This window comes from Sphingopyxis panaciterrulae, assembly GCF_014199295.1.
Lineage (GTDB): Bacteria > Pseudomonadota > Alphaproteobacteria > Sphingomonadales > Sphingomonadaceae > Sphingopyxis > Sphingopyxis panaciterrulae.
Genome location: NZ_JACIJH010000008.1, coordinates 89,697 through 107,565 on the forward strand (window position 1 = coordinate 89,697; position 17,869 = coordinate 107,565).

13 protein-coding genes are annotated in these 17,869 nt (G+C 68.2%); 6 read left to right on the plus strand and 7 right to left on the minus strand.

The genetic code is table 11. The features are described from left to right. Positions 1–81: 81 nt before the first annotated feature. Together FHR21_RS12740 and FHR21_RS12745 are read right to left on the minus strand one after the other, a co-directional pair. Complete coding sequence (locus FHR21_RS12740) at positions 82–753, minus strand: Fe2+-dependent dioxygenase (protein WP_184098876.1); 672 nt, start codon at positions 751–753, stop codon at positions 82–84. A gap of 18 nt (positions 754–771) precedes the next feature. Beyond that, positions 772–1,401: a hypothetical protein gene (locus tag FHR21_RS12745; protein ID WP_184098878.1), complete on the minus strand. Its 630-nt coding sequence runs from the start codon at positions 1,399–1,401 to the stop codon at positions 772–774. A 338-nt stretch (positions 1,402–1,739) separates the two neighbouring features. On the opposite strand from FHR21_RS12745, the gene FHR21_RS12750 reads away from it, so the two are divergent. Further along, complete coding sequence (locus tag FHR21_RS12750; RefSeq protein WP_184098880.1) at positions 1,740–3,476, plus strand: amidohydrolase; 1,737 nt, start codon at positions 1,740–1,742, stop codon at positions 3,474–3,476. Between the two features lie 12 nt (positions 3,477–3,488). Here FHR21_RS12750 and FHR21_RS12755 read toward each other — a convergent pair whose 3' ends face one another. The 4 genes from FHR21_RS12755 to FHR21_RS12770 are packed head-to-tail and all read right to left on the minus strand — an operon-like array spanning position 3,489 to position 8,336. Beyond that, complete coding sequence (locus FHR21_RS12755) at positions 3,489–4,361, minus strand: alpha/beta hydrolase (RefSeq protein WP_184098882.1); 873 nt, start codon at positions 4,359–4,361, stop codon at positions 3,489–3,491. A gap of 18 nt (positions 4,362–4,379) precedes the next feature. Further along, positions 4,380–5,648: a cytosine permease gene (locus tag FHR21_RS12760; RefSeq protein WP_184098884.1), complete on the minus strand. Its 1,269-nt coding sequence runs from the start codon at positions 5,646–5,648 to the stop codon at positions 4,380–4,382. Next, positions 5,645–6,748 (minus strand): DUF917 domain-containing protein, encoded by a 1,104-nt coding sequence (locus tag FHR21_RS12765; protein WP_184098886.1) that lies wholly within the window; start codon positions 6,746–6,748, stop codon positions 5,645–5,647. Before FHR21_RS12765 ends, FHR21_RS12760 begins: the two co-directional genes overlap by 4 nt. Then, positions 6,738–8,336, minus strand: a complete 1,599-nt coding sequence (locus tag FHR21_RS12770; RefSeq protein ID WP_184098888.1) for a hydantoinase/oxoprolinase N-terminal domain-containing protein — start codon at positions 8,334–8,336, stop codon at positions 6,738–6,740. Before FHR21_RS12770 ends, FHR21_RS12765 begins: the two co-directional genes overlap by 11 nt. Positions 8,337–8,556: 220 nt before the next feature. Between FHR21_RS12770 and FHR21_RS12775 the strand changes: the two genes are divergently transcribed. The 5 genes from FHR21_RS12775 (at position 8,557) to FHR21_RS12795 (ending at position 15,917) form a co-directional block, all read left to right on the plus strand. Next, a complete protein-coding gene (locus FHR21_RS12775; RefSeq protein ID WP_184098890.1) occupies positions 8,557–11,262 on the plus strand; it encodes a helix-turn-helix transcriptional regulator in 2,706 nt (901 codons plus the stop codon). A 111-nt stretch (positions 11,263–11,373) separates the two neighbouring features. Beyond that, a complete protein-coding gene (locus tag FHR21_RS12780; RefSeq protein ID WP_184098892.1) occupies positions 11,374–12,855 on the plus strand; it encodes an aldehyde dehydrogenase in 1,482 nt (493 codons plus the stop codon). A gap of 11 nt (positions 12,856–12,866) precedes the next feature. After that, a complete protein-coding gene (locus tag FHR21_RS12785) occupies positions 12,867–13,631 on the plus strand; it encodes an SDR family NAD(P)-dependent oxidoreductase (protein WP_184098894.1) in 765 nt (254 codons plus the stop codon). Between the two features lie 57 nt (positions 13,632–13,688). Beyond that, positions 13,689–14,450, plus strand: coding sequence for an IclR family transcriptional regulator (locus tag FHR21_RS12790; protein ID WP_221235163.1), 762 nt, complete (start codon positions 13,689–13,691; stop codon positions 14,448–14,450). 171 nt (positions 14,451–14,621) lie between these two features. Continuing rightward, positions 14,622–15,917, plus strand: a complete 1,296-nt coding sequence (locus FHR21_RS12795; RefSeq protein WP_184098896.1) for an MFS transporter — start codon at positions 14,622–14,624, stop codon at positions 15,915–15,917. 17 nt (positions 15,918–15,934) lie between these two features. On the opposite strand, the gene FHR21_RS12800 is transcribed toward FHR21_RS12795, so the two are convergent. After that, a complete protein-coding gene (locus FHR21_RS12800) occupies positions 15,935–17,869 on the minus strand; it encodes an NAD(P)-binding protein (protein WP_184098898.1) in 1,935 nt (644 codons plus the stop codon).

Consider the following 17,869-nt stretch of genomic DNA (forward strand, 5'->3'; position numbering starts at 1 on the left):
ACCCCCGTCCCGCCATTTCGCCGCGTCCAACCCGTTCTTTCCAAGCAGACATTCGCCTGGCATGGAATCTGTTCACGCCGCCTAATTCTCCGCCCACATGCGCCACAGGTCGCTGGTGTTGCGGGTCAGCGTGTCGAAGGCGGCGGTCTTTCCGGTTTCGGCGAACATCGTCGTGCGCAGATTTTCAAGCTCGAAGAGTATGCGGCGCTTGTCGGTGCCGCGCACGAGACTCTGTATCCAGCCGACCGCGACGTCGCGCCGGCCCGATGTCACCTTCGTTACCTCGTGAACCGAATTGGCGGGATAGAGGATCGCCGCCCCGGCGGGCAGCTTGAAGGCGCGCGTGCCCGCGGGCTCTTCGATCTCGAGCTCGCCGCCTTCATAGCTGTCCGGGTCGGACAGGAAGAGCGTGAAGGCGAGGTCGATACGCGTCTGCGGCGCATCGCCCATCAGCGCATTGTCGACGTGGGGGCCATAGCTCATGCCGGCGGTGTAGCGGCTGAAGAGGATCGGCCGCATCGCGCGCGGCATCGCGGCGGTCGCAAAGAAGCGACTGGCCGCCAGCGCTTCCGTGACCATGGCCTGCATTGCGGCATAGTCCCTGGAATCGCTGGCGACCTGTTTGTTTTCCTTTACCCCGGCGGCTGCCCATCCGGCCGTCTCGCGACCATCTATGAATGTCTGGCGATCCATCATGGCGACCAGCTTGTCGATCTGGTCGCCGGTCAGAATGTCGGGAATGCAGATGAGCAAGGCCGGTCCTTCTTGTGGCTACATGTCGGGCGCCGCCCCCTTCTTGAGGTCGTGCGCCTTGCCGGAAACGGTTCCGTCCGGCTTCACCATCGCGACGCTATCCATAACGAAGAAGACTGTATAGCAGCCGGTGATCTGGGTCTTGCCGGCCCAGGCGATGTCGACGCACAATTTATTATCCTCGGCCTTCCAACTGCCGGTGACGGGCTCGTTCACCTGGGCGCTGCAAACACCCTCGTAGAGCAGGAAGCCGTCGCCGGGGATTTCCGTCTTCGGGCATTTCTTGAGGTCGGTCGGATCGTAGCGGATATTATAGCCGCCGACCGTGCCGTCCGCGCCATATTGATGGGCGTAATGATAGGGGATCGCGAGCGTGTTGCCCGTGAGCGCCTTCTGAATCTGTTCGGTCGTCAACGCCGGAAACGACAGCGTCGGCCATACCCGGTGCGACCCGATGCCATTTTCGCCGCCTTCGCCCGCCAGCATCAGCGACAGCGCCTTGTCGAAGCCGGTGGGATAGACGAAATCGGTCGGCGAGGCCGTGGTCGGCACATCCTCCGGGTGGGCGAGAGCCGGCGGCGCTGCCATCGTCGTGGCCGCGGCGGCGCCGGCGGCGGCGGTCCAAAGCTTCATCGTGAATGTCTGCATCTCTCGAAACCTCTCCCCATTGCGGACCAAGCCAAGCGACACCCCGGTGCCGAATCCGCATCCCCCGATGACACCATAAACCGGAGGGGGGGTCAGCACGGCTGTTGGGTAAAGGTGACGCCGTGGAGGGTAAGCGGCCGCGGCCGAGGGCAACGAAAAGGGCCGTCGCGTCGGTCGTTGGACGGCTTACCCGTCTTCCCCGTCCCTTACCCCCCGACGGGGGTTCGCCGACCGGGGCGGCTGTTGTTCTATGGCGGGTGCGGGGATGGCAAATTCCCGCCGGGAAGCCATAGACGGAATTCCAGGCAATTCCGCTTCATCTCATCCGGGGAGGGACGATGTCGAGAGTCTTTGCACGAGCCGCCGTTCTGGCGCTGTCCATCACGGTCGCCGCGCCGGCGCTGGCCGCGCCGCAGGCCGGGGCCGACATGATCCTGACCAACGCCCGCGTCTATACGGTCGAGGCGCGCCAGCCCTGGGCCGAGGCGGTCGCGATCGAGGATGGCCGGATCGTCGCGGTCGGCAGCGCGGCGGAGGTCGGCAAGCTGCGGGACGCGGACACGCGGGTCGTCGATCTGGGCGGACGCCTGGTCCTGCCCGCCTTCGGCGACGCGCATGTCCACCCGCTGTTCGGCGGGCTCAGCCGGTCGCGCTGTCCGCTTCAGGACGGCAAGACGATCGCCGATTATCAGGCGCTGATCGCCAAATGCGTCGCCGCGGCGCCGGGCGACGGGGCGATCTATGGCGTCGGCTGGAGCGACGCGCTGTTTCCGCCGAACGGCATCCCGCGCAAGGAGCTGCTCGACGCTGTGACGACGACGCGCCCGTTGATCTTCGAATCGGTCGGCGGGCATACCTATTGGCTGAATTCGAAGGCGCTCGCGGTCGCGAACATCACCCGGGACACGAAGGACCCGCCGAACGGCACCATCGACCGCGACCCGGCGACCGGCGAGCCGGTGGGTAGCCTGCAGGAAGCGGCGATGGAACTGGTCCGGCACCTGATCCCGCCGCCGTCCGCGGCCGAGATCCAGAATTCGATCCTCTATGTCGCCGACCATTTCAACCGCCTCGGCATCGTGAGCTGGAACGACGCGGGGGTCGATTTCGGCGACGACGGCGGCAGCGCGATGGTCGATGCCTATAAGGCGGTGATGGACGCGGGCAAGCTGACGAGCCACGTCACCGTGTCGCTGAAGTGGAAGAACGAGCGCGGCATGGACCAGTTGCCGAGCCTGCTGCGCGCGGCCGAGCGCGCCAATGCGCTCGGCATTCCGACCAACACGGTCAAATTCTATGTCGACGGGGTGATCCCGCAGAAGACCGCCTATATGCTCGCGCCCTATCAGAATAGCGACGAGCGCGGGGCGCCGCAGATCGCGCCGGAGGTGCTGAAGCAGGCGATGGTCGCGATCGACGCGCGCGGGATGCACGGTTTCTTCCACGCGATCGGCGACGGCGCCGTCCGCCTCTCGCTCGACGCGATCGAGGCGGCGCGCAAGGCCAATGGCGCGAAGCCGACCTGGCATATGGTGACGCACCTCAACGTCGTCGATCCGGCGGACCAGCCGCGCTTCGCCAGGCTGTCGACCTTTGCCCAGTTCCAGCCGACCTGGGCGTCCTGGTACGATTATATGGACCTGACGGTCGCCGCAATCGGGCCCGAACGCGCGAAATATATCTATCCGGCGGGCAGCATCGTGCGCGCGGGCGGCAAGCTCGCCTATGGGGCCGACTGGCCGGTGGGCAGCGCCAATCCGCTCGAGGGCATCGAGGTCGCGATCACGCGGCGCACCGCGGGCGATCCGAACGCCCGGCCGCTGCTGCCCGACGAGGGCGTCAGCCTGAAGGAAGCGATCGCGAGCCACACGATCAACGTCGCCATCGTCAACGGCTTCGACAAGATCACCGGCTCGATCGCGGCGGGCAAGAGCGCCGACCTTGTCGTGCTCGACAGGAATATCTTCGACCTGCCGGTCTATCAGATTTCGGGGACCAAGGTTCTGCTCACCCTGTTCGAGGGCAAGCCGGTCGCTGGGGCCTGGGCGGATGTCGACGCGGGGAGCGGTCGGTAGGGAATCGCCGCTTCAGGGCCAGCGGGCGGCCGCACGGAGCGCTGCCGTGACCGAGCGGTGCGGCACCGAGAGGTGGGTTTCGCCGTCGAGGATGAGCAGGTCGCTCCGCAGACCCTGACCCGATAGCGCGGCGAGCCGCCGGCCGAGCGCCGCGGTGTCCTCCGCTATCGCGCCCTCCTCCTCGCGCTCGCCCGCGATCAGCAGCAGGCGGGTGCCGCGCGTCGGGGCGGCACCTTGCTCCACTCGCGTCCGCCAGGCGCGCTCCTCGGCCAGGATCGCCTGATTGTCCCACCAGATCGAGGGGCTGGCGGCGATGATGGTCCGAAAGGCGCCGGGGCGGGTGTAGAGCATGTGCAGCGCGAACAGCCCGCCCAGCGAATGGCCGTAGAGCGTCTGGCGGTAGGGGTTGACCGGATAGCGTTTCTCGACCGCCGGCTTCAGCTTTTCGAGCAGAAAGGTCTCGAAGCGGTCGCGGCCGCCGGCGGAGGCGTAGAGTGCTTTCAGCACCGGCGTCTCGATCGGGGCGGTGAAATCGGACATCCGGCGCGGGTCGTAGACCTGGCCACCGGGATAGCCGATCCCGACGACGATCATCTTGTCGAGGCCGCTCGATCCCAGCCCCTGAATCCGGCGCGCCTCGGCGAAGGCGGCGAACATCGCATTGCCGTCGAGCACATAGAGGATCGGAAAGCCGCCGTCGGGCGCTTCGCCCGCGGGGCGGGAGACGAGAATGCGATAGGGCTGGCCGTCGTCCGACGCGAGGTCCCATGTTTCGGTTTCGGGCAGCGCATAGGCTGTGGCGGGTGCCGGCTCGGTGGCGAAGGCCGGTCCGGCGGCGGCGCCCAGCAGGCAGGCGGCGGCAACCACGGCGCGGGCGAAGGGCATGGCGTCTCTCCTCTTGTGTCAGCGATTTCGTTGCAGACGCAGCAGCAGGGCGTAGCTGCCCGCCGCGAGGATGGTGGCGTCGAGCGCGGGGACGCTGGTCAGCGTGACGCCCATCCGCGCCGCCGGCAGCGTGACCGCCAGCGAGCCGAGCCAGACGCCGATCGCGGGCCAGCGGATGGGCGGCGGGGCGGGCGGTTCGGTGCCTGCGGCGCGGCCGAAGCGCACGAAGCCGTCGATGACATAGATGGCGGCGATCGGCGGAATGACGAGGCCGAGCGCGATCAGGAAGGGCACGAAGCTGTCGATGATGCCGAGCAGCGCGAAGGTGCAGCCGACGGCGCCGCCGGCGACGATGAAGATCCACGGCCGGACCGCGGGAAAGGTCGCCGCCATCGACAGGCCGGCCGAATAGAGGTTGAGCGCGTTGATCGTCCAGACCGAGAGCAGGAGCATGAGGAGCGCTGGCGCGCCGAACCCCATGGCGACGACGAGTTGCATGATGTCGGTCTGTCCGGTCGCGAGCGCGATCAGTGCCGAGATCAGCATCAGCAGGGGCGCGGCGAGCGGAAAGGACAGCAGCATACCGCCGATCGCGCCCCGCTCGCTGCGGATGAAGCGCGACAGGTCGGGCATCGCCGCGACGGTGAGCATGTTGGCGCCGACCAGCGCCGACAGCGCGATGCCGAAGGTCATCGGGGCGGGCGGGTCCTGGACCGGGGCGAGATCGACCGGATGCGCGCCCGTCGCCGTGATGCAGACCGCGACGAGAATCAACCCGACCAGCGGCACCGCGACCATGGCGAGGCGGTCGAGCGTCTTGAAGCCATAGATGGTGGACAGGGTGATCAGCACGCTGCCCGCGATCACGAACAGCCCGAAATCGCCGGGGATTCCATAACCCTGATGCGCGGCGGCGACCATCGCGTCGCCGAAGAAGGAGACGTTCACCCCGAACCAGCAGAAATGGATGATCGCGATGACGATGTTGACCAGCGCCGCGCCGCGGATGCCGAAGGAGCGCTGGACGAGCAGATAGGTGGTCAGCCGGGTGCGGACGCTGATGATCGCGGTCAGGCAGGCGCCCGCGCACAGGATGAGCCCGCCGAGCAGCGCGACCAGCACGGCGCGATGCAGGCCGAGCGCGAGCCCCGTCTGGGCGCCGTTGAGGAAACCGGGGAGGGAGAAGGTGAAGCTGGCGATGATCAGCGCGACCCGCCAGCCGGGAACGGTCAGTTCCTCGGGCAAGGGGCCGCTGGCGTGCGAACCGCCATGCCCGCCGCTGCTCATGTTCCTTCCATCCCGTTCAGTTCCTCCAGCGGCGCGAAATCGGTGCCCAGTCCGAACGCTCGCGGGCCGACCAGCCGCAACGCCCGCGGCTCGCGCAGCATTGCGGGAGCCGCCGCCGCCACGATCTTGACCCGCTGGCCGTATTTCAGCCTTTCGGTCGTGATCGTATCGGCGGTTTCCCGGTCCATCACCGTGATAAGGTCGGGAACCAGCGCTCTTATCGCGCCATTTTCGCGGGCGACAAGATTTTCGTTCTGAAACTCTATCTCCATGCGGCCGTGGCCGCCGAACCCGTCGACGATCACCCGGCCAACGGAAAAGCCGCCGCGCGTTTCGCGTTCCAGATCGACGATCTTGCCGTCGAACAGGATCGCGCAATGCGGATAGAGGCCCGTCGCCCGCAGCGCTTCGGCGAGCGCGTCGAACGGGTCGGCGCGCGCGGCGCGGGCTTCGCGGATCGCGGCGCCGGTGGCGATGGCGGCGCTGACGCTGCCCGCGATCGCGTGGGCGCGCGCTTCGGCGCCGGTCAGCGGATATTCGACCATATGCGCGATGCCGCCCAGCGCGACCGAGAGCGCGCGCGCGATGCGTTCGTGGGTCAGATTGTCGTCGGTCTCGATCACCGTCAGCGCCCCGCAGGACGCCGTGAGCACCGACGGGCACGCCTTCAGCCCGCGGATGTTGAAGATCGCCATCTGCGATTCGGGAAAGGCCCGACCCATCCCGTCGCAATCGACCACCGGCACGCCAAGCTCGGCCGCTGCGATCAGCGGGGCGAGACCGTTGCCGCCGCCGATCTCGATCGGCATCACGGCGTCGACGGGGCGCCCCATGATCTGTTCCAGCCGCCTGATCCCGGCCAGCGCCTCGTGCCCGCTCGGCAGCTTCTCGACCGACACGGTCGGCGCGCCGATCCAGCCGCACGGGACGACGAGCGCATCGTCGGCGAGGCTGTCCGGCGCGACGAGGTCAAAGGCGCCGCAGCGTTCGATGGCGGCCTCGGCAAGAAGCAGGCTGTAATAGGGATCGCCGCCGCCTCCCGAGCCCAGAAAGGCCGCACCGCGCGCGAGGTCCGCCAGCATCGACCGTTCAATTCGCATGGCGGGCCTCCATCGCCACCGACCCGACGCCTTGGCGCGGACCCAGGTCGGCGAGGTTGCCGACCGCCTTCATCCGCACCTGCGCCGAACGGCCCGGCAGATAGCTGAGGAATATCTCCTCCATGTCGACAATCCCGACGCTGTCCGCCGCGCCCCCCGCCGCGACGACACGTTCGGCCGCCGCACGCCGCATCGCGGCGAGCGCCTCTTCGCGCGGCAGGACGTCATAATCGACGATCTGTTCGATCTGGGCCCCGACCTGGGCGATGGCCGCGCCGACGGCATTGGCGACCGAGGCATGGGGTGGCCGCAGGATTTCCGCGACGCCGGGCAGGCCGTCGCCGACCAGGAAATGACCACCGCCGACGGCGATGACCGGAACCGGACCGGGGGCGGTCTTCATGCGGTCGATGCCGTCGGCGACCATCGCCTGTATCCGCCGCCATATCGCGTCCCGCACCTCTGCGCCGAGCGGCGGCAGGCGGGCCGGATCGCCGAAATCCGCGTGACCGGCGGCAACCGCGACATCGCTCGCGGTCAGGGTCGATCCGCCGAAGAGATAGCTGTCCTGCGTGATGCGGAAGCCGACCGAATCGGGGCCGATGCGCAGGTCGGCGCCGTCCCGGTGAATCCGCGTGCCGCCGCCGAGCCCGATTGCCAATATGTCGGGCATGCGGAAATTGGTCCGCACACCGCCGATGTCGATCGACAGCGAGGATTCGCGGGGAAAGCCCTTCGCCAGCACGCCGATGTCGCAGGTGGTGCCGCCGACGTCCATGACGATGGCGTCGTCGATGCCGGTCAGGAAGGCGGCGCCGCGCATGCTGTTGGTGGGGCCGGAACCGATGGTGAGCACGGGATGCCGCGCCGCTTCCGCCGCCGAGATCAGCGTGCCGTCGTTCTGGGAGATATAGAGGGGCGCGGAAAGGCCGAGACCGGCCAGCGCCTGCCCGAAGGAGTCGATGACATGCGCCGCGAGCGACGACAGCGCGGCGTTGAGGATCGTGCCGTTTTCCCGTTCGATCAGGCCGAGCCGGCCCAGGCTGTGCGAGAGGCTGACGATCGCGCCGGGATGCTCGGCGGCGATGACGGCGGCGGCGCGGTCCTCCATCGCCGGATTGATCGGGGCGAAGGCGCTGCTCACCGCGATGCGGTCGATGCCTTGCGCCCGGCAGGCCTGCGCCGCGGTGCGCATCCGGTCTTCGTCGAACGGGGCGATTTCGCGTCCGTCGACCTCATAGCCGCCGGGCAGCAGGAAGATCTCGCCGCCGACCTGCCGCGCGAGCGCGTCGGGCCAGGCGGTGAGCGGCGGCAGCGCTTCGCCGGACGGGCTCGCCAGCCGGATGATCCCGACCCGGTCGAGGCGCCGGCGCTCGATCAGCGCGTTGGTGAAATGGGTGGTTCCGATCATCACCGCGTCGACGGCGCCGGGCGCCGCGGCCCCGTCGGCGAGCACGGCGCGGATGGCCGCGGCAACCCCGCCGCTGACGTCCGCCGTCGTCGGCTGCTTGCTCGACGCGACGATCCGCAGGCCATCGATCAGGACGGCATCGGTGTTCGTTCCCCCGACATCGACACCAATTCGCACCTGGGCATCCTCCATCCATCTGTGACGCCGGGCGGATTACACTGGGGGGCATGGGGCTGCGCAACGCGTAAAACGGGTGCGGCGGAATGCGAACGGGTAATGAGATAAGGGAAGACGGGTAAGCCCCGCAGCCAAGCGTCACAGGCGGTTGTCAGGGCCGTCATCGATCCGTAACCTTCGCGACCAGAACCGACGACCGCGCGTACGGAGGTTGGGCCGCATGCAGGATTTGATTGCCGCCAAATTCGACCCGCCGATGTGGATGGGGGACCAGATCAGCCGCGACCTGCTGTTGCAGCGGCTGCACGGGGTGCTGACCCATCGCCTGACCCTGATTCATGCGCCGGCCGGTTACGGCAAGACCAGCCTGTTGTCGCAGTGGCGCGACAGCCTCGACCCCCGGACGGCGAAGGTCGCGTGGCTGACGCTCGAACGCGACGACCGCGACCTCAAGCGCTTCGTCAAATATCTGCTGCTCGCGGTGCGCCGCGACCGGCAGGAAGGGGAAGCGCAGGCTATGTCGAGCGGCCTTCCTCCGCGCGCGGCCCTCTCCGCGATCATCAACGAACTCGGCGACCGGGCGGGGCCGGTGGTGCTGATCCTCGACGACCTGCATCATGCCTTCAACGATGCGGTCGGGCATTTCCTGGAATCGCTGGTGCGGCTGGCGCCGCCGAACTGCCATTTCCTCTTCGCCTCACGCGACTATCCGTGGCTCGGCCAGTCGGTGCTGGCGGCCGAGGAGCAGTTGCTGGAAATCGGGGCGGGCGACCTTCGCTTTTCGGCGCAGGAGGCGGAATGCCTGCTCGCGCGGACCGACCGGCCGCTGGAGATGCTCGACATCGACACGCTGATCGACCGCACCGAAGGCTGGCCGATCGCGGTGCAGCTCGCCTCGCTGTCGATCAAGCGCGGACTGGGCACCGAGCGGGTGATCGACGAATATTGCGGCTCGAGCAGCGATCTGGCGCGCTATCTGTCCGAACAGGTGTTGATGACGCTGCCGCCGGAGACGCGCGACATCGTCGTGCGGACCGCGCTGGTCGACCGGCTGACGGGCGAGATGGTCGACCTGCTCTGCGACCGGCAGGACGGCTGGATGATCCTCGAACGGATGGAGCAGCAGGGGGTGTTCCTGTCGCCGGTGACGTGGGAGCGGCGCGAATATCGCTATCATCAACTGTTCGCCGAATATCTGCGCGACCGCTTCGAGCGGTCGGACCGGCCGCAGTTCGCGGCTCTCCAGCGCCGTATCGCCGGCTGGTTCGCCGAACGGGGGCTGGTCGCCGAGGCGGTGAGCCATGCGATCCTGTCGGGCGACGACATGCTGCTTGCCGGAATATTGGAGGATGCCGGCGGCTGGCGCCTGATCCCGCAGGGGCTGCAGGGCGTGGTCGAGCGCGGCCTTGCCAAGCTGCCGCCGGCGCTGATCCGGGCGCGGCCGCGGCTGGCGCTCGCGCAGGTCTATCTGCAGATCAAGCTGGGCGAGCTGGGCGCGGCGCGCGTGGAATATGACCGCTTTCTGGCCGAGTGCGGCGTCGGCGATCTGTCCGTCGATCTGCGGACCGAGGTGCGCGTCGTCGGCGACACGCTGAGCGATTATGAAAACCAGCCGGTGACGTTCGACGATCTGCTGGCGCGCGAGGCACTGCTCCGCAAGCTGCCGGCGAGCGACCATCTGGTGCTGGCGAATATCAGCGAGACGCTGGGGGCCAAATATTTCGAAGGCGGCTGGCTCGAACGCGCGTTGCAGCCGACGCTGGCCGCGCGCGATCATTATCAGGCGTTCGGATCGCTCTACAGCGACCTGTTCACCCGCTTTCTGGAGGCGCGGATCAAGCGCGCGCAGGGGCGTTCGAAAGAGGCCGAGGCGATCCTGAAGACGGCGTGGCAGAATATCGTCGACGAATTCGGCGACCGGTCGGACCTTGCCGCCAATTGCGCGGCCTTTCAGGCTGAACTGCTCTTCGAGCAGGATCGCGTCGCGGAGGCGCGCGAGCTGCTGGCGTGGGCGTTGCCGCATATGGAGCAGTCGGACGGCTGGGTCGACGTCTATGCCGCCGCCTATTTCACCGAGGCGCGCGCGCTTGCCGGCGAGGGGGCGTTCGATGCGGCCTGCGACCTGCTCGCCCGCGCGCGCCGCGTCGCCGCGCGGCGGCGGCTGCGCCAGCTCGAGATGCTCGCCGACATCTGCGATATCGACCTTCGGATTTCGCAGGGTGCGCCGGCGCAGGCAGTGCTGGCCGCCGCGGACGCGATCGGGCTCGACCGCCTTGCAGACATGATGGCAGACGAATCGCCACAATACCGCCCCGTCGCCGTCGCCGCCTCGCTCTGCCGGATCAAGCTTCGCCTGCTTGCAGGCGAGCGCGACGCGGCGCTGGAGGAACTCGCCCGCTTGCGCGGCTGGGCCGATCAGCGCGGGGCGGGGCGGCTGCTGATCGAGGTCAACATCCTCGCCGCCACCGGGCTGCGCGGGCAGGGTGCGATCGAGGAATCGCGGAGCTGTTTCGACGAGGCGGTGGGGATCGCGATGTTCCAGAATGTCGTGCGCCCGTTCGTCGAGGCGCGGCAGTTCGCTCAGCCCTGCCTCGACGATGCGATGCGCGCCGACATGCAGGTCGACCGGTTCCGCGCGCAATATCTGAAATCGCTCGTCAAATCGCTGGCGGTCTATCGCAACAACATGACCATGCCCGGCGTCTTCAGCGAGGCGGAGGCCGAGGTGCTGCTCTATCTGAGCCAGGGGCATTCGAACAAGGAAATCGCCCGCCTGATCGGCATGTCGCCCGATACGGTGAAATATCGCCTCAAGTCGGTGTTCCGCAAGATCGGGGTCAGCAAGCGCCGTGACGCCGTTCGCATCTCCGCCGAACGGGGCCTGATTCCCGCTGGCGGGCAGGCTGCGCTGTCGCCACACGGCTGACGTCTGCCGCGCTTCCCCCCGGCTTCCCGCGCCATTACCCGTTTCCGCATCTTGACTCTTATTTCCATATAGGGACAAATAAGTCTCGTATAAGAAATAGTAGAGGGCGGCATGCCGGACAGCTTTCGTTTCGATCGCCTCTTCATCGGGGGCGAGTGGGTGGAGCCTCTCGACGGAGGCGTGCGGCCCAGCATCGATCCGGCGACGGGCGCACCCTGGGGCGACGTCGCCTGGGGCGGAGAGCGCGACGTCGACCGCGCGGTTGCCGCGGCGAAGGAGGCGTTCGAAGGACCGTGGCGAAAGATACCGCCGTGGGAGCGGGCCGCACTGCTGCGCAAATTCGCCGATCTTTATGCAACGCGCGTCGATGCGCTGGCCGAAATCGAGACGCGCGACAACGGCCGCGCGGTGCGCGAATCGCGCGGCGACATCGGCATGCACGCGCAATATTATCACTGGTTCGCCTCGCTCGCCGACAAGCTCGGCGGGCGGACCATCCCGATGGACGACAGCGTTCACGCCTTCACCACGCGCCATCCGGTCGGCGTGGTCGGCGCGATCACGCCGTGGAACGTGCCGCTGATGGCGGCGGCATGGAAGCTCGGCGCGGCGCTCGCCGCGGGCTGCACCGTGGTGCTCAAGCCCGCCGAGCAGACCCCCGCCTCGTCGCTCGCGCTCGCCCGCCTGTTCGATGAGGCGGGCTTTCCGCCCGGCGTCGTCAATGTCGTGCCCGGCGACGGGCCGGTCGCCGGAGCCCGGCTGGTCGCGCATCCCGACGTCGCCAAGATCAGCTTCACCGGCGAGGGCGCGACCGCGAAGACGATCCTGAAGACCGGCGCCGACACGCTGACGCGCTGCACCTTCGAACTGGGCGGAAAGGCGCCGCACATCATCTTCGCCGACGCCGACCTCGATCAGGCGATCAACGCCGCGACCGGATCGGCCTGGGCGCTGTGCGGGCAAAGCTGCGCACTCGGTAGCCGGGTGCTCGTCGAGCGGCCGGTCTATGACCGGGTGGTCGAGGCGTTCCGCGAGCGGGCGGGGCGGGTGCGCGTCGGCATGCCGCTCGATCCCGCCACGCATATGGGACCGCAGGCGCACCGGCAGCAGCTCGACAAGACGCTGTCCTATGTCGCGATCGGGCGGGGGGAAGGCGCCGAACTCGTCACCGGCGGCGCACGGATCGACCGCGACGGGCTCGCGGACGGCTATTTCGTCGAGCCGACGGTGTTCGCGGGTGTATCGGCCGCCATGCGGATCGCGCAGGAGGAGATTTTCGGGCCGGTCGCGGCGCTGATCCCCTTCGACGGCGAGGAAGAGGCGATCGCGATCGCCAATGCGACGCCCTATGGCCTCGCTGCCGGGCTATGGTCGGGCGATACTGGGCGGGCGCACCGCGTCGCGGCGCGGATCGAAGCCGGCATGGTTTGGGTCAACACCTATCGCTACATCCGCTGGTCGACGCCCTATGGCGGCGTCAAGGCGAGCGGCTGGGGCCGCGAGAACGGCCTCGAAGGGCTCGACCCCTTTCTCGAAACCAAGACCACCATCGTCTCTACCACCGGGACTTTCCCCGACCCCTTTGCAAGCTGAGGACCGATGCCATGCGTTTGAACGGCAAGCTCGCCATCGTCACCGCCGCCGCGTCCGGCATGGGCCGCGCCGGCGTCGAGCGATTCGTGCGCGAAGGCGCGCGCGTCGCCGCCATCGACATCAGCCGCGAGGCACTGGACGACCTGATCGCGCATTTCGGCGCCGACCGGGTGTCGACGATCGTCGCCGACCTGTCGACGCCCGAAGGAGCGAAGGGCAGCATCGACGAAGCCGTCGCGGTGCTGGGCGGGGCGGACATATTGTGGGCGCACGCCGGCATGCCGGGGCCGGCGTCGGTCGAGAATCTCGACCTTGCCGCCTATGACAAGGCGATCGCGCTCAACGTGACCTCGGCGGCGCTTGGGGCCGGGCAGGTCGCACCGCACATGCGTGCGCGGGGCGGCGGCTCGATCATCTTCACCGCCTCGATCTCCGGCCTCGTCGGCTCGATGATGAGCCCTATCTATTCGGCGGCGAAATGGGGGGTGGTCGGGCTGACCAAGAGCCTGGCGCTGGCCTTTGCCGCCGACAATATCCGCGTCAACGTCGTCTGCCCCGGGCTGGCCGACACGCCGATGAAGGCCGGCTTCACCGGGCGGAGCGGCGATCCGGCCGAGGCCGCCGCGAACGAGGCGAAGATCGTCGGCGCGGTGCCGATGGGGCGTCTCGTCCGGCCGGGGGAAGTGGCCGACGCGGCGCTGTGGCTGGCCTCGGACGAGGCGAGTTTCGTGACCGGTGTCGCCTTGCCCGTCGACGGCGGCTTCACGGCGCGCTGACGATGCGGCGGCGGCGCGACATGCTGACGGCTTTTCGGGGCGCCGCGCTTCGGCCATATGGAGGTCTGCAACCCTTTTCAGGCGAACAAGACCATGATCGTGCGGCAGGCCGCGAATGCGCTGGAAATCCTGGAATATTTCGCGAGACGGCTGAAGCCGGCGACGCCGGCCGAAATCGCCGAGGATCTCGGCTGGCCGCGATCGAGCACCTTCAAACTGGTGGGGACACTGGCGTCGAAGGGCTATCTCTACGAGCCGCGGGCACGGGGCGGCTATTATCCGAGCCCGCGCTGGCTGGTGCTGGCCGAGGCGGTCGCCAGCGCCGAACCGCTACCCGACCAATATCAGCGGTTGGCGCAGGACCTGATGCGCGCGACTGGCGAGACGGTCGCGGTGTCGGCGCCCGCGGGCATCCATGCGACCTTCATCGACGTGGCGGAATCACCGCAGCCCGTGCGCTATTTCGCCAAGGTCGGCGATCGAGTGCCGATCCACGCAACCTCGGCGGGGCGCGCCCTGCTCGCGCAGATGCCGCCCGAAGAGCGGCAGCGCCTCTATCGCAAGATCGAATTCGTCCGCTACGCGCCGACGACGCCCGACAGCCCGGAAGCGGTCGAGCGGCGGCTGGAGGAAGCCGCCGCGATGGGCTGGCACCAGAGCAACACCGAATATACGCCCGACCTGGCGGGCGTCGCCCTGCCGCTGCCCGGCAGCGACCGGCGGCTTTCGGTGGTCGTCGTCGGCCCGGTATCGCGCTGTCTGGAGCGGCGACCCGAAACGGCGGCGATCGTCGCGAAGCATCTCGCGCAACTCCGATAGAGCGACACGCTTTCAATCTGATCCATTCTTCCGTTCGTGTCTCGACTTCGCTCGACACGAACGGATTCGAGAGAGAGCGGATTTAATGCGCGCCGCCCTGGAAAAATCGGGCGCGATCCGCACAGGGCCAGCGCGCTCCGCCGGGCGCGCGGCCGACGGGGGAGATAGGCCATGACCAACGACCCGCGGGCGGTGATCGCCGCCGCGCCGATGCATCGGCTTCAGATCATGGTGGTCGCGATCTGTATCGCGCTCAACGCGCTTGACGGCTTCGACGTGCTGGCGATCAGCTTTGCCGCGCCGGGTATCGCCGACGAATGGGGCGTCGACAAGGCGACGCTGGGCATCGTGCTGTCGATGGAACTGCTCGGCATGGCGGCAGGGTCGGTACTGATCGGCAATGTCGCCGACCGCATCGGCCGCCGCCCGACGATCCTCGGCTGCCTGCTGCTGATGGCGTGCGGCATGTTCGCCGCGGCTCACGCCACGGGGGTGACGATGCTGTCGGCGATTCGCTTCCTGACCGGCGTCGGCATCGGTGGCATGCTGTCCTCGACCAGCGCGATGGTGGCGGAATTTTCCAACGACAAGCGGCGCGGGCTGAACGTCGCGCTGAACATCGCCGGCTATTCGACCGGCGCGATCCTGGGCGGTCTGGTTGCCTCGCGATTGCTGGCGGCGACCGGCGACTGGCGGTCGGTGTTCCTGCTCGGCGCGATCGCCACAACGATGATGATCCCGCTTGCCTTCGTCTTCCTGCCCGAATCGATCGAATCGCTGGTCGCGCGGCGTCCCGCCGGCGCGCTGGCGGAGGTGAACCGCACCCTCGGCCGGCTCGGCCACGCGCCCGCTTCCGACCTGCCGTCGCTGCCCGCCGAGACGGTGAAACCCTCGCTCGCCGCACTCTTCTCGCCCGGCTTTGCGCGCATCACCGTCCTGCTCACGGTCGCCTATTTCGCGCAGATCCTGTTCTTCTATTATATCCAGAAATGGATTCCGAAGATCGTCGTCGATATGGGGTTCGACGCCGCGCAGGCGGGCGGGGTGCTCGTCGCGGCCAATGTCGGCAATCTGCTGGGTGCGGTGGTCATCGGGCTCGCGAGCCAGCGTTTCGCGCTGCGTCCGCTGGTGGCGGGGTCGATGCTTGCGGGCTTCGTCGCCATCGGTGTGTTCGGGGTCGCGGGGGCCGATCTGGTCCGCCTGTCGATTACCGCCGCGGTTGCGGCCTTCTTCATCAACGCCGGTGTCGTCGGCATGTATCCGGTGCTGGCGCAAACCTATCCCGCGACGTTGCGGGCGAGCGGCACCGGCTTCGTGATCGGGATCGGGCGCGGTGGGTCGGCGCTGGGGCCGGTGGTGGCCGGGGCGCTGTTCGCGGGCGGCAGCAGCCTGCTCACCGTGTCGCTGGTGATGGGGCTCGGCGGGCTGGTCGCGGCGGCGATGATCCTGATGCTACCCCGATCCTGAGGTCTTGACCTCAGGCGTCACAGCATCGCCATCGCCTGCCGCGCGCCGCGATGGCCCTCCATCATCGCGCAGGCCATGCTCATCAGGCCCTGCAACTCGGAATGGGCGAAGACGATCCGGCCGTGGGGCCGGCGCAGCACCTCGGCCGGCGGCGGCAGGCCGTCGCGCCCGAGGAAGAAGCCTGGCTGCGGCGCCACGAAGGCGTGACCCCATCGGTTAAGAATGATGCCGGCAATGTCGCGCCGCGCGTCGAAGCCGGCGGCCCCGAACATCTCGGTCATCTGTTCGCGAAGTTGCCACTCGAAATCGCCGTAGCTCGCCGCCAACAACCGCGTCCGCGCCGCCGGGCCCTGGGCAGAGGCGGGCAGGCTCGCATCGAGAAAGGGGATGTAGAAGGTCAGCACCGTCGGATCGTCGGGGGTCAGCGCACGGGTGGGGCCGAGCGCGACGTTGCGCCGGACCGATACCTGCCACCCCAGCCCCTCGAACCAGCGCGCCGCAGTGAAGCCGAGTCTGTCGAAGAAGCGCCAGTTGCGAAGCGCGACATTGGCGATCATCACCGGGCCATAATGAAAGGCGCGATAGGCCTGCCGATGGCTGTCGGGCAGGTCGCCGACGATGGTGCGGTTGACCCAGCCGCCCGATGCCATGACGACCGACCGCGCGCGTATCTTGCGCAGCTTTCCGTCGCGGGCATAGGTCACCAGCACATGCTCGGCGTCGGCGGGGCCGCCCTCGTGGACCACTTGCGTCACCGTCGCGCCGCCGCGGATGCGCAGCGGAGCGCCCGCGCGATCGAGCTTCGCGAAATCGATCGGCCCGGAGGCGAGGGCGGCGAGGCGGCCGTCGCCGGCGATGGCGCCGGGGATCATCCGCGCGAGCATCATGCGCAGGATCGCCGCATTCCCGCCCGGAAAGGAAACCACGCCGATATGGCTCGCATCGCCGTGATCGACGCCGGGAAGCGCGGTGCCGGGCAGCCCCAGCCGGTGCGCAGCAAGGCCGGAGATCGCATTGCCGCACACGCCGAAATTCGCGACGGCGATATAGGGGTCGATATAGCGACGGACCTCCGCGCCATAGCCGAGCCGGTCGAGAAGGTCATAATAGGTGATCGAATCGAGCCAGGCCTCGGCACCGCGCATCTTGCCGAGCACATCGCGGCGATTATGGACGAAATCGTCCATGTCCCGCTGCGCGGCCGGCGGCCAGGGGGTGTCCGCGAAACCATTCTTCGACGGGTCGCGGACCCAGCCGCGACCGGGGAAATGATAGGCGGTTCCATATCCCGCCTCCGATGCCGGAGCCATCGGCGAGAAATGATAGTCGGTCAGATTATAGCGCTCTGCTCCGCCCGCGACCGGCTCCAGCTCGGCGTGCGCGGGGATGCCGAGTTCGCGATAATAGTCGGTGTAGACGTCGTAGAGTTCGCCGCCATAGCTGCCCTTGACGTAGCCGTCCTTCAGAAGCAGCGCACCGTTCGACCCCTGCGGTGCGGTCAGGCGGCGGCCGTCGACGAGGAATTCATTCTGCTTGGCCTCGCCGCCGACGATCGGATGGTTTTCGAGCAGCAGGCAGGTGCGGCCGGGTCCTGCGCGCCTGGAGAATTCATAAGCGGCCGTCATGCCGGAAAAGCCGCCGCCGACGATGACGAGATCGACCGTTTCGTCGACCGGCACCGTCGATGCGTCGGGATAGGCGCCGTCGCGAAAGCGGTGCGCGGCCTCCATGACGGCCTGGGTATTGCCGTTGGACCAGCGATAATCGCCCACCCCGCCGAAGCCGGTCCACGGCGATCCCGACGGCGACAGCGGATCGCTCGCCCCGTCGCCGCCGCTGCACGCACCGAGCAGCGCGGCCCCGCTGCCCGCTGCCACGCCGTTGATGAAATCGCGCCGGGTGATGGCGCTCGTCATGCCGAGCGGATCGCTCGCAATTTTGCGATGGGACAT